This window comes from Klebsiella sp. BIGb0407 (genome assembly GCF_024807845.1).
Taxonomy (GTDB): domain Bacteria; phylum Pseudomonadota; class Gammaproteobacteria; order Enterobacterales; family Enterobacteriaceae; genus JGM124.
Genome location: NZ_JANUEQ010000002.1, coordinates 68571 through 81182, shown reverse-complemented (window position 1 = coordinate 81182; position 12612 = coordinate 68571). Strand labels below are relative to the sequence as shown.

General features: G+C 49.2%; 9 protein-coding genes. 3 read left to right on the top strand and 6 right to left on the bottom strand.

Going from position 1 to position 12612, the window contains the following annotated elements; all coding sequences use genetic code 11:
• Positions 1-21 precede the first annotated feature (21 nt).
• The gene (locus tag M2387_RS07615) at positions 22-1371 is read right to left on the bottom strand and encodes an MFS transporter (protein WP_259048489.1); all 1350 of its coding nucleotides are present in this window, start codon (positions 1369-1371) and stop codon (positions 22-24) included.
• 130 nt (positions 1372-1501) lie between these two features.
• On the opposite strand from M2387_RS07615, the gene M2387_RS07610 reads away from it, so the two are divergent.
• Positions 1502-2395, top strand: coding sequence for a LysR substrate-binding domain-containing protein (locus tag M2387_RS07610; RefSeq protein WP_259048487.1), 894 nt, complete (start codon positions 1502-1504; stop codon positions 2393-2395).
• Between the two features lie 46 nt (positions 2396-2441).
• On the opposite strand, the gene M2387_RS07605 is transcribed toward M2387_RS07610, so the two are convergent.
• On the bottom strand, positions 2442-2894 hold the full coding sequence (locus M2387_RS07605) for a DUF1198 domain-containing protein (RefSeq protein ID WP_259048485.1): 453 nt from the start codon (positions 2892-2894) through the stop codon (positions 2442-2444).
• 108 nt (positions 2895-3002) lie between these two features.
• On the bottom strand, positions 3003-3890 hold the full coding sequence (locus tag M2387_RS07600) for a LysR family transcriptional regulator (protein WP_259048483.1): 888 nt from the start codon (positions 3888-3890) through the stop codon (positions 3003-3005).
• Between the two features lie 105 nt (positions 3891-3995).
• Here M2387_RS07600 and M2387_RS07595 point away from each other — a divergent pair, with 105 nt between their 5' ends.
• Positions 3996-4625, top strand: a complete 630-nt coding sequence (locus M2387_RS07595; RefSeq protein WP_259048482.1) for an NADPH-dependent F420 reductase — start codon at positions 3996-3998, stop codon at positions 4623-4625.
• A gap of 126 nt (positions 4626-4751) precedes the next feature.
• Positions 4752-5084, top strand: coding sequence for an EmrE family multidrug efflux SMR transporter (locus tag M2387_RS07590; RefSeq protein ID WP_259048480.1), 333 nt, complete (start codon positions 4752-4754; stop codon positions 5082-5084).
• 92 nt (positions 5085-5176) lie between these two features.
• Here M2387_RS07590 and M2387_RS07585 read toward each other — a convergent pair whose 3' ends face one another.
• The 3 genes from M2387_RS07585 to M2387_RS07575 form a co-directional block, all read right to left on the bottom strand.
• Positions 5177-7972 (bottom strand): M16 family metallopeptidase, encoded by a 2796-nt coding sequence (locus tag M2387_RS07585; protein ID WP_259048478.1) that lies wholly within the window; start codon positions 7970-7972, stop codon positions 5177-5179.
• On the bottom strand, positions 7962-9668 hold the full coding sequence (locus tag M2387_RS07580) for an ABC transporter ATP-binding protein/permease (RefSeq protein WP_259048476.1): 1707 nt from the start codon (positions 9666-9668) through the stop codon (positions 7962-7964). The genes M2387_RS07585 and M2387_RS07580 overlap by 11 nt, the downstream gene beginning before the upstream one ends.
• A 101-nt stretch (positions 9669-9769) precedes the next feature.
• On the bottom strand, positions 9770-12538 hold the full coding sequence (locus tag M2387_RS07575) for a TonB-dependent receptor (protein ID WP_259048474.1): 2769 nt from the start codon (positions 12536-12538) through the stop codon (positions 9770-9772).
• Positions 12539-12612: the final 74 nt, after the last annotated feature.

The window sequence follows — 12612 nt, the reverse complement described above, 5'->3', positions numbered from 1 at the left end:
GGCATAACAATGCCCCTTAGATTATTTTTTGTCAGCACACAGAGCAACCAGCATACCGATAAATGCCAGAGCGCTTAACAGCGAAAATACGTCGGCCCAGTCAGCGATATCAGGCGCAATTCCGAGAAACAGGGAGATAACTGCCAGGGTCATTGCTCCGGCAATATACTGGCTGGTGATTATCAGAGCACTGGCACGTCCTTGCTGCTGCAAATGCACTTTTTTCAGACCAACAGCAAACATGGCGGGGAAAATAATGCCATGCCCGATACCACTCAGTATTATCCCTGTGATAAAACTCAGAGACAGCGGGGTATATGGCGCAACTGAAAGTAATTTTAGCCCAAGACCCGCCCCCGCAAACCCGGCCATCAGTAACTGACCGCCGGTAAAATACTTACTGAAGTGGGTATAGATAAGATTACCGACCACAATCAGCAGTGCCAGTGGCGTGAACAGCAGGCCGGTGGTAACGGCATCCAGCTGTAAGGTCTGCTGCCAAAGCAGAGTCATGGCATAAAACTGACTTCCGACACTTGCCATATAAAAAGCACTGCTGAGCCAGCCGATTCTTAAGCCGGGTATCTCACGGAGTTCTCGTGACAGGAGTGGTTGAGTCGCAAAACGCTCATGTAAAATAAACAGTACCAGCATCGCCGCTGCAATCTGGTTAGCGAAATAATCCATGGTACCGATTTCGGCATAGCGCATCATTGCCCAGACGAGTGCTCCGGCAGTACCACAACCGACCAGAGCCGCGATACCCACAGGCTGTGAAGCGCTGTCCGGCCGTTTTTGCTGATAATGCTTACGTACGAACCAGAGTGCAATCAGGCCCGGGGGAATATTGATAAAGAAAATTGTGCGCCAGCTGATAGCGGTCAGCACGCCACCGAGCATCACGCCGGATATCAGTCCCAGGGTTCCGATAGCGCTCCAGATTGCCAGTGCACGGTTATGTGACTCACCGTGAAAGCGTTGTGCCAGCAGAGCCATCACCGCAGGTTGTAGCATAGCAGCAGACAGCCCCTGACCTCCTCGGGCGATTAACAATAATGACCCATCAGATGCCAGCCCACCGAGCGCTGATGCCAGTAAAAATCCCAGCATACCGAGACTGAATACGCGTCTGGCTCCGAGTTTGTCACAAAGACTTCCGCCCATCAGCAATAATGCGGCAAAACTCAGCCCATAAAGAGAGACGACCCACTGCATTTCGCTGACTGAAAGCGTCAGTTGATGAGCAAGCGTAGGAAGCGCAACATAAACAATCGCATAATCCAGCGCGATCAACGCCTGGGCAATGCAGGGAGCCAGCAACGCCAGATAACGCACAGAAGAGGCTGACGTTAAGGTATCGGTTTGTGTCATAGAGTACTTCCTGCTAATGATATATGATGAAAATGATTCACCTGATATTGATGATGTGAAACAGGCTACGCCTTATTAATACTGCAAATCAAAGTCATATAATTCAGCAACAGATGAGATTAATTCAGTCATGAAGCAGCAGCGATTACCCCCATTGACGGCTATTCGTGCTTTTGATGCGGTTGCCCGGCACGTCAGTTTCAAACTTGCCGCTGAAGAAATCGGCGTCACGTCGACGGCCATCAGCCATCAAATTCGGGTGCTGGAGGAGTCACTTAATCAGCGATTATTTATTCGTTCAGCGCGCGGAGTCGCGCTGACTGGTGCGGGGGAGATTCTCTTTCGGGCATCGGGCAATATCTTTACCACCTTGCGTGAAGCGATAGACGAGATACAGGCTCCCGGGCAACCCCCGACGCTCACGCTGAGTACTACCTCTAATTTTTTAACTAACTGGCTGGTTCCCCGTTTGCCATTGTTACATCAGCAATATTCCAGTCTGGAACTACGTTTACACAGTAGTACCGATTTAGTCGATGTTCGCGGCAGCGTGGCGGATTGTGCTATCCGCTATGGTATGCAGGCTGATAAAAATCTCGACAGTATCTTGCTGTATCAGGATAGTTTTGTGCTGGTAGCCAGTCCGCAACTCCGTCTGAACACACCAGAGGATCTCGTTGGACTGACCTTGTTCCATATTGAAAATCGTCACATCCCGACACCTGAACCGGACTGGGAACACTGGAAAATGGCCTTTGGTCCGGTAAATCTGGCGGTACATTCAGGTATTCGTTTTGATGATGAGACCCATGCCATACATGCTGCTATAGCCGGGCAAGGGGTGCTGTTAGCCAGTGAGTTGCTGATTCAGCAGGCGCTGAAGCAGGGACTGTTGCGGATTGCGCTTCCGGGGAGTCTGCCCGGTGGAAATTATTATTTTGTCACCAGTCAGCAGAAAGCTGAGCGAGAAGATATTCAGCAAGTTAAATGCTGGTTGCAGCGGGAGTTTCATTTGATTGAGTAGAAGCGGAGGGCGCGCAGCGCCCTTTTTGCAGCGAGACTGCCTGTCTTTAGTGTAGCCAGACCACGCCATCCTCAGGTAAAAACAGGCTATTGTAACGAACCTGAAAGTCACGAAGCTCCTGCATTTCAATTTCCATTTCACGCAGAAAACCGAGCGCCAGACGTAACTGAGCTTCAGTTATCGGTGCCGCCAGACGGTTTTTTTTCAAGATGCGATGCCAGAGTTGCAGGTTTTGCTGGCTGGCATCTATCATCACGCCCTGCCAGATAAGCAAAACTTGTGCGGCATTTTGAATATGAGACTCATCAGGACGATGCAAATACTGCAAAAACTCGTTACCGGGCTGTTTACCCATCTGATCTATCATCGACTCTACGGTAACCAGGTCTACTCCTGAGCGTTCGCTCAGACGGCGAATTGCCCGTCGTGTTCCCGAAGTTAATACTCTGAAACCAACAATAAATACCACAATCAGTGTGGCCAGCATTATCCAAATCATGGGTTCGGGTACCTGTTCCTTAGTCTGCGTTTTTGTTCATTAATGATTATCTTAACCTGTTTAATATTTAACAGCATAAAGGATTAAATAATCATTAATACCCGATAATCAGCCAAATGCCTGTCTCACCGCCTGAATAAAACTACGGATTTTCACCGTTTGCCGTAATCCGGCTGGCGTCAGCAGATGCATCGGTCGTGAAGGCCCCTCGTAGTCAGGTAATACTTGTACCAGACGCCCGGCACCTATCTCTTCACTCAGCACATCTTCCGGGCCAAGTGTGACACCATATCCACTCACGGCAGCATGCAGCAGGGCCCGCCAGTCATTGGAACGCAGGCGACCCTCAGGATGAATTTCCTGTACTTTACCGTCCTGCTGAAATTGCCAGCGACAGGGGGCCTGAGGTGACCAGATACCGTAAACCAGACAGGAATGGGTGGCCAGATCGGCAGGGGTTTTCGGTATTCCATTCTGCGCAAGATAATCCGGTGAAGCGCAGGCAATCAGCCGGTAGGGCCGCAGCGGATAGGCAATCATCTGGCTGTCACTGAGTTCGCCGATACGCAGGATAACTTCATATCCCTCCTCAAGCGGGTCGACTCTCCTGTCGCTCAGCGTAAGCTCAATCTGAGTCTGTGGGAATTCGGCCAGATAATGGGTAATAAAGGGGGCCAGCGATGAACTCCCGAAGGTCACCGGGGCATTCACCCGTAAGGTACCGGAAGGTGAAGCCTTCATTTCCAGCGCAATGGCGTCCGCGGCCTCTGCTTCTGAAAGCACAATTTTACAGCGTTCATAATAACTCCGCCCGATGTCGGTAAGGTGCTGACGACGCGTGGTGCGGTTAATCAGGGGGGTACCCAGCCTTGATTCGAGCCGGGCAATATGTTTTGCCACCATTTGCGGCGAAATTCGCAATGCCTCAGCCGCAGCGGCGAAGGAACCCAGATCGGCGGTTCTGACAAAGACATTCATACTGGTTAAGCGATCCATGATTCCCTCTTATTTGTTGTTTATCTGTGTCTCTTAAGAGAATTTATCAATAATTAGTGTGCAATTATTCTTAACCTTTCAACAGCAAAATGAAAGGTGAGAATCATGAAAATAGGCATTATTGGCGCAGGATTTGTTGGTCGGGCGATAGCTAAACTGGCAATACAAGCCGGGCATCAGGTTATGCTGAGTAATTCGCGTGGGCCGCAAACCTTGTTCAGCCTTAAGCCGATGATTGGCTGTGAAATCGGCACCGCGACTGAGGCGGCTCTTTATGGCGATATTGTGGTAATTGCCGTACCGCTGACGGCTATCGGACAACTACCGGCAGCTGAGCTTGCTGGAAAACCGCTGATAGATGCGGTGAATTATTATCCTGAACGTGACGGGCAGGTGGCTAAGCTGGATAACCAGACCACGACCACCAGTGAGTATCTTGCAAGTTTCCTTCCTGAATCGAAAATAACCAAAGCATTCAATGCGATTCAGATGACAGATCTTGAAAACGACGGCTTGCCAGCAGGAGATCCCCAGCGCCGGGCATTGCCGCTGGCAGGCGATGACCTGGAAATAAAAAATACGGTTCGCAGGTTATACGACGAATTTGGATTTGATGCGGTTGATGCAGGTTCACTTTCAGAAGGCTGGCGCTTCCAGCGAGGAATGCCTTCTTATTGTGTGCGGATGACGGAAGGTGAATTAAGGGCTGCGCTGGAAGGGGCCAATCACGTTTAATTCTTCCGGGCGGACAAGGTGGAACTGGACGAGAGGCAGCTCAGTATCTCTGTCATTTTAATCTGCAAAGAATCGAGTAAAATGCCTTCATCGCCGACAGGTAACGTACTTATCAGAGATAGATTAATGAATCCATACATTTTTTTAGGCATAGCGATTGTCACCGAAGTGATTGCGACTACCTTGCTCAGGTTTTCGGAAGGGTTCACAAAACTTTGGTTTACCCTTGGCTCGTTAGCGCTTTATGGCGTTTCGTTTTACATGCTATCGCAGGTGCTGAGCCATATACCCACCGGCATTGCTTATGCGATTTGGTCTGGCATCGGGATTGTACTGATTAGCCTGGCGGGCTGGCTAATCAGCGGGCAGAAACTTGATCTTCCAGCCATCATTGGTATTACTTTTATCTGTATTGGCGTCCTGATTATCAATTTGTTATCAAAAAGTACCGTTCACTAAAAAAGGCTCCGAAAGGAGCCTTTTTGGTCTTTATTGTCTCTAAAAACCTCTGCGACTGACTAAAAGTTAGTAAGCACTTATTTCTCTGTGACTTAAGGCGTCATGGTAAATACTTTCTGATTCTTACCTAAATACTGTTTAGCCAGAGCGCTAATATCCTGAGTGGTTAGCTGACTGATAATCGTATTTTCTTGATTCAGGCGCTGATACTGACCGTCATCAGAGGCAATTTGTGCCAGGGCTTCAGTCCAGTAACCGGAACCGTCCATTCCCTGAGCATTTTCCGTCTGCCACATATTTTTTGCCTCGGAGAGCTCTTTTTCATTAACGCCCGACTGACTCATTTGCTGCAATGTTTTCTGAGCGATTTGCGTTAACTCTTCGCTACGCTCCGGTGAGGTGGTGAAATTCAGCCGCGCCAGGTAGTAAGGGCTTGGTTTTTTCACCAGCATCTGCGAGAAGCCCAGAGCATAGATCCCGCTGGCTTTTTCACGTAATTCAGAACGTAAGCGCTGACTCACAATGGTATCCAGTAGCTGTAAGGCTAGCTGATCTTTCTGTGACCACTGCGCCGGAGCAGAATATTGCAGGCTGACCATGCTCTTATCACTGCTACTGATCGGGTAGCGATGATTCATCGTCGACATTTTGGGGGTAATCCCTTGGTCACGCCAGGCAAGACCACTATTTTCAGCGGGTAGTGACGCGACCCATTGTTCCAGCAGCGGTTTTAAATCACGACTATTGACCGCACCACTGATCACCAGGGTCATATCCGCGGTAGAGGTCAGTAACTGGCGGTTAGCCTGTTGCAATTGCTGAGCCGTGAAGTTACGCCAGCCGCCCTCGGGGTTAATCACCAGCAGTTCGCCATGGTTATAGCTCTGTTTGTTGATATTATCGAGGAAGGTACGCTCAACCGGAACCTTGGACTGGCTCAGAGCAAAGGCCTCTTTTTGCTGCTCCAGTTTCTCACCGCTAAATTGTGGCGCGGTCAGTTTGAGGTACAGCAGTTGCATTGTTGTCTCGAGATTATCCGCTGGTGTTTTTATCCGGAAACCATGGTTAAGTAATTCACTATAAGGACGCAGAGATATTTGATTTTGCTTCGCCAGCAAAGCCAGCTCACGTGCGCTATATTCACCATAACCGCTACTTTCTGGCAACTTGAGTGCCCAATCGGTCAAGCCCGCTGTTTGCGCAGTTTCTAATGAACGTCCACCCGGCAGTTGTAGTTTAAGCTGAACATCTTCTTTTAAGCTTTTGTCTGCTTTAACAATGACTTTAATACCATTGCTTAATTGCCACTGTTCGGTTTTATCGATCGGAAGCGTGCTTTGAGCGGTGATACTCCCTTTTGCCGGGCGAGGTAACTGCAAACTGATGGTTTGCGAACGACTGGTGAAGGGACCCGGTGAACTTTTACGCGCCTGCTGCCACTGGCTGGTAAAGGCATTACTGTCTGATTTCGCAGCATCGCTATCCGGGCCAATCAGTGCCAGGCGCGGAGAGGCGACATTTAAGAATGTGGCGACATGTTGCTGTAAGTCCTGAGGTTTAACGTTTTTAAGCAACTGCCAGGTGGTATCTAACTGCTGACGTTTATTCCACAGCGGCATATCAAGTTCCAGAGCCGTGGTGAGCTGACCGGCCAGATAGTCATTGCCGTAACGTTGTTCTGTTGCTGCTTGCTGACTCAGTTTTTTCAGCATCGCTTGTCTGACATCGTCCAGTTCCTGCTGGGTAGCGGGTTCTGTCGCCATACGCTGGAGTTCGGTGAACAGAACCTGTGTCGCACCGCGATAATCATCCCCTTTCGGATGGATTATCATTAGCTGTTGCAGGCGACGATCGTCGAGCATCGATCCCTGTTCATTAATACTGATAGCTGGCAGAACACCATTATCCACCAGGACCGAGAAGCGTTGATTTAAAATGGCTAACCACAGGCTATCCATTAAGTCATCATATTGCCCCTGACGGGTATTTAACGGGGCTGAAACATCTTTTTGCAGCGCAAATTGCACAAAGCGCTGTCCTTGCTCTTTATCGAAAACCGGTTGTACTAACAGCTGAGTTGAGTGGTTGAATTTTTTCCACTGGGCATCATCTTGTGCTGGGTTTTTCGCGGGAGCTGAAGCAAACAGGGTGTCGATATCTTTACGTACTGCAGTCGTATTAAAATCACCAATCACCACCAGAGCCATACGCTGTGGCTGATACCAGGTTTGATAGTAGGCGATCGCCTGTTCAATCGGCGCTTCTCGCACAATATCTAAAGAACCGATAGGATTACGCTCGGCATAGCGACTGCCGTGATAGCGTAGTTTTTCCAGACTATCATTAATACGGTAGCCCATCCCCTGGCGTAGACGCCACTCTTCAACAATCACCGGACGCTCTTTCTCAAAAGCCTCTTTATCGAAACTAATATGCGATGCCCAGTCAGACATTACTTGCAGGCCGGTCGCAACTTGCGCAGCGGTGGCTTCAGGTAGCGATAATTGATACAAGGTTGAGTTCAGACTGGTAACCGCATTGACATGACTGCCCAGTTTAAAGCCTTGCTGTTCCAGCTGTCGGAAACCGCTGGTGCCCGGGAAATGTTGTGTCCCTTTAAAGGCCATATGTTCGGTAAAGTGGGCGAGTCCCAACTGCTGTTCATTTTCCTGAACCGAGCCGCTTTTCACCAGCAAACGTAGTTCCACGCCCGGCTGACTACGCTGTAGTAAATAGACTTGTAGCCCGTTATCGAGGGTGAAATGTTGCAGATTGCTGCGTACTGGCAGCAAAGTATTTTTCCCGGCCTCAGAGGACGCGGTGGGATGAGTCGCGCAGCCGACCAGCATAAATCCACTGACAGTAAGGACGATAAGTTTACGAAACATATTCAGGTGTTCCTGAGAGTAAGAGAGGGGAGTCAGGCGTGTCGCCAAGACGTAGCTTGCTTTCGGCTAGTGACGACAGGAAGCTCTGATGGCTGACTAAAACAATCGCGCTATCGCGTAATTCCGTTTTGAGTTTCTGTAAGAGTTCCAGGGCGCTGGTTTCATCCAGGGCCGAGGTAGTCTCATCCAGCAACAGTAATTTAGGGCGGTTAAGCAGCAGACGGGCAAACATCACGCGTTGTTGTTCCCCTCCGGATAAGCGATTGCTCCAGTCAGTTTCCAGGCTGAGCTGATAATAAAGTTTTTCTAATCCCACCTGGCTGAGTGCCCGGTGCAAATCACTCTCACTGAATTGCGAGGCATCGCGCGGATAGGTCAGCAAGTTATCGAGACGGCTAACCGGTAAATAAAGGCGCTGTGGCACCCACATCAGGTCGGCGGTGCGCGTAATATCGCCGCTAAAATAAGGCCAGTGACCGCTGAGGGTACGTAATAATGTTGATTTACCGATACCCGAACGACCTGAAATAAGCAGTAATTCGCCAGCTTCAACTTTCAGGCTGACCTTATCAATCAGGCAGCTATTATCGGCGGATGTCACACTGATTGAGGCACTGAGAGGCGTTTTATTGTCAGTCACTTCTGCTTTAGCCGGGTTATCGTTTTCTAATAACACGACAAAATTATAGAGACGGGATACCGTGGCCTGCCAGGCGGCAATCTCTTTATAGGCGAAAATAAACCAGCCTAATGAGGTTGCGACACTGCTAAAGGCCTGACGAAGCTGCATCAGGCCACCTAACATAATTTCTCCGGTAAGAAATTTGGGCAAAGCTAACAGCACCGGCGCCAGGGCGGTCACTTGCTGATAACCAACGGTATAAAACGACAGGTTGCGCTCATTGCGAATGAGCTGATTCCAGTTTTTGACAATCTCGCTAAAACGCAGCATTAGCTCTCTGGTATCCTGAGATTCACCCCGTTGCCCGGCAATCGCATCTCCATGCTGGCGACAATTAATCAGCTGACTACGGTAGTTGGCTTCACGACGTTGCTTGTCCATATGCAGGCGGCGCAGCGGGTAACCAATCCACTGAGTCAGCGCAATACCGACAAGGGTGTAAATAATACAGGCCCAGAACATATAGCCGGCAATCGTCCAGGTGCTGCCGGCGAACTCAAAGCTCAGGCTGCCGGAAAGGGTCCAGAGAATGGCGGCAAATGAAATTAATGTCAGGACGGAATGCAGGAAGGTCACCAGCAGATTCAGCGTCGACTCAATTAAAAGCCGCACATCTTCGGCAATACGCTGGTCCGGATTATCAGGCTCCTGGGAGGTTAAGCGCAGCATATAATGTTTGCTATGGGGTGAGAGCCAGCGCGTCAGAACTTGCTCGGTCATGCCTTTACGCCAGCGAATGATCAGCATCTGTTTAAGATAGTTGCCCATCACCACGACAAAGATCAGCCCACTGACCAGGACCACAAAATGCTGTAATAAACCGTATAACGCCTGGCCGTCTAATTTTTGCAGTGCGTTATAGAAATCACCGTTCCACATATTCATTTGCACATTGAACCAGACCGATGACAGCGTCAGGGTCAGAGAAGCAATAAGCAAAGCCCAACAGTAAAGGGCAGCACGCTGCCCTAAAAAAGGTTTAACTAAATAGTAAAATTGTTTCAGTGTCTTCATGACATTAATAGTTATCTTATTCTGGTTGCTCACATCAGGGGGAGCCGTCCTGCCCCAAGCGCTGGGGGCACTCGAAACAGGACGACTTTTTAACGCTAAATTTACAGATCGTAATTCACTTGCAGCCAGAACTGACGGCCCGGATCGTAGGATCTGATGATGCGGTCTTCAAACACAAAGCGGTCAGCCACATTCTTATTATTCAGAACGTTATTCACTTCAACAGAGAAGCCGAAGCCATAGGCAAAAGCAGGTTTCCAGCCCAGGCGGGTATCCCAGGTGTAGCGGCTGCCGAAGTGTTGCTTGGTGTATTTACGCATCTGACCATTCTCAGCATCAGAGTAGTAAGAGTTGTCATAACGCACGGCCTGGTTACGCGCCCCAAACCATTGCAGGCGGTTATACCAGGTCAGGTCATAGTTATCCCAGACGCTGGTCAGTTCCAGGTTGAACTTAAATGGTGAGTTAAAGCTGGTGGAGGGCAGCTTAGAGGCATCAATCACCTTACCGTCATACCAGACTTTATTCAGATTAACGCGGTTGGCAGGATCAAAGGAGCTATAGCCCGCATCTTTCGGTGTATTACTTTTTGACTCTTGCCAGGTCAGAGCGGCATTCATCACATGGGAGGCCTGCGCCCATTCCCACGGCTGACTGTTTCTGACAGACAGGGTAACGGTATCGTGTGAACTGCGGCCACCGTTATCAAAGACACGAATACTACGTTTATCGATGTCACGGCTATTATATTTGGTACGATTCCTGACTTCGTCATAGCCTTCACGATGAACGTACTGCAAACGCCAGGTCGTGGAGAGGATCTCTTGCTGCAATGCCGCGGTTAACTCATCGTTATACGGGGTTTTCAGCGAGTCCATTCCCTCGTAATCTTTCTTATTATCCCACTCGTTTTTATTGGGATCTAGAGAGCATGGCGCCTGCTCCCAACCCATACAGTTTTGCATGCCGTCATTCTGGGCACCGTACAGGGCATAGGTCAGCATGGAGCGGCCATAGTAGCGGTTGACCCCGCCGATAATCTGGGTACTGCCATCGCCAAACAGGTCATAAACCCCGGATAAACGCGGTGCGATATTGGTTTGCTTAACAAAATCATCCCTGTCCAGACGAACACCTGGGCGCAGAGTCAGTTTGCCATATTCAATATTATCGTCGAGGAACAGGGCATAGCTGGTGTAATCCGCGGAATAGGAGCCGGACTGGAAACGGGTGATATCATTGAGTGAGCCCTCAAAGATGAGATCGTCATTATCATCTCTTTCGAGCGTCCCTTGATAGGTATAACGGAAGTAATCGTGGTCGCGCTTATAAGTTCCTTTGGTATAGGCCAGCTCGCCGCCCAGGGTTGGGCTATGAATCAGACCTAAACCATCTTCTACGGCATCAAAACGCATCACGGTTTTGAGATTATTATTTTTTTGCTTTGAGGTTAAGTCACCTAAACCACCGCTGTTAGCCTCAACCATCTGCCAGTTACCATCAAAGGCACGTAGCGTCAGATCGTATTTCTGATCATTACTGCGGTCGTCTTTTAAATCCTGGGTATTGGCGGTGACTTCAAGCTGTCCAATATCAAATCTGTGTTTTAGTACCGCGGTAACGCCTAGTCCGTTATGTTTGGAGTCATATCCGGAATTCATTACGTTGGAAGAGAACATATAACTTTTATAGGAAGCGTAATTTGTTGATAAATCAACAGAAGTTCTGTCTGATACATCAAGAGAATATTTCAGGAAGAAGTTATCTGAGGTACGATGCTGTTTTCTAGTACCTGAATCATACTCAATCAGTTCAGGTATATTATTGCTATCGAAAACTGGCCCGGCACCACCCGTCACCGTCATCGGTATCGTTGAATTACGCCGAGAAGCCGAGAATACCAGGCCTGAGTTTTCACTTACGCCCACTTCAAACCAGCCGCCAAAGTCATCTTTGTTATATTTATTCTGGAAGCGAGCCGGATTAGAGGTGTCGTTTTTGCTGCTATCAATACCTTGTGCCGGGTCATTAAACAGCTGATTCCAGCCTGAACGCGTCACGCGGTAATAGGCGTGAGCGCTGTTTTCACCCTGCCAGCGACGGCTGGAAACATCGACGGTTCCGCCAGTAAAGCCACCAAATTCAACCGGAATATTGTTGTCATATACCGACATACTGTCGATAAGGCGGCTATCAATATAAATTCCCTGGTCGCTGGTGCTCAGGCGGGTTGAGGTTTCCCCTAAACCGCTGTCTGCCGGGTCAAAATCGTTGTTAAAACTGACGCCATCCAGACGGTAGGCATTCTGATAGCTGCTGGAACCGTGGATAGAAATACGCGAGGGTTTAATTTCTCCCTGGTTCATGGAGTTGCTGTCGCTGTTAGCAAACTGCACCGCAGGGTTAGTTTTCATCAAGTCGGTGATATTGCCATCGCCGGTATTACGCTGGCGGATCTCTTCGGCGGTCACATATTGCGGGGCAGAGATAACATCGTTACTTGGATTGGCCTGAGTAATGCCTGAGACCTGGGTAGTTGGCAGCACCAAAGTACCCTGATTAATATTTTGTGGGCGAATGACCGATACGCCATTTTCGCTGACCAGCTCCAGTCCACTGCCGATGAGTATTTTTTGTAATGCGGTTTGCGGAGTGTAATTGCCGGCCAGGGCAGGGGCGCGTAACCCATTCAATTGTGCCTTGTTATACAGCAGATTAATTTGTCCCTGACGGCTAATCTGGGCAACTGAATCAGCCAGAGACTGTTCAGGCAAAGAAAAAGTAACATCCTGGGCAAACGCGGAAGTGGTGCTGAGAGCCACTAAAAACGCCAGCGGCTTGAGCCGTTGGTGGGCAAAGTGAATTGACATGATTTTCCTTTCTTCTTAAGCAGAGGCGCAAAATAGTGCTAAAACCAGCCACTAAAAAATAACAACTGCCTAAG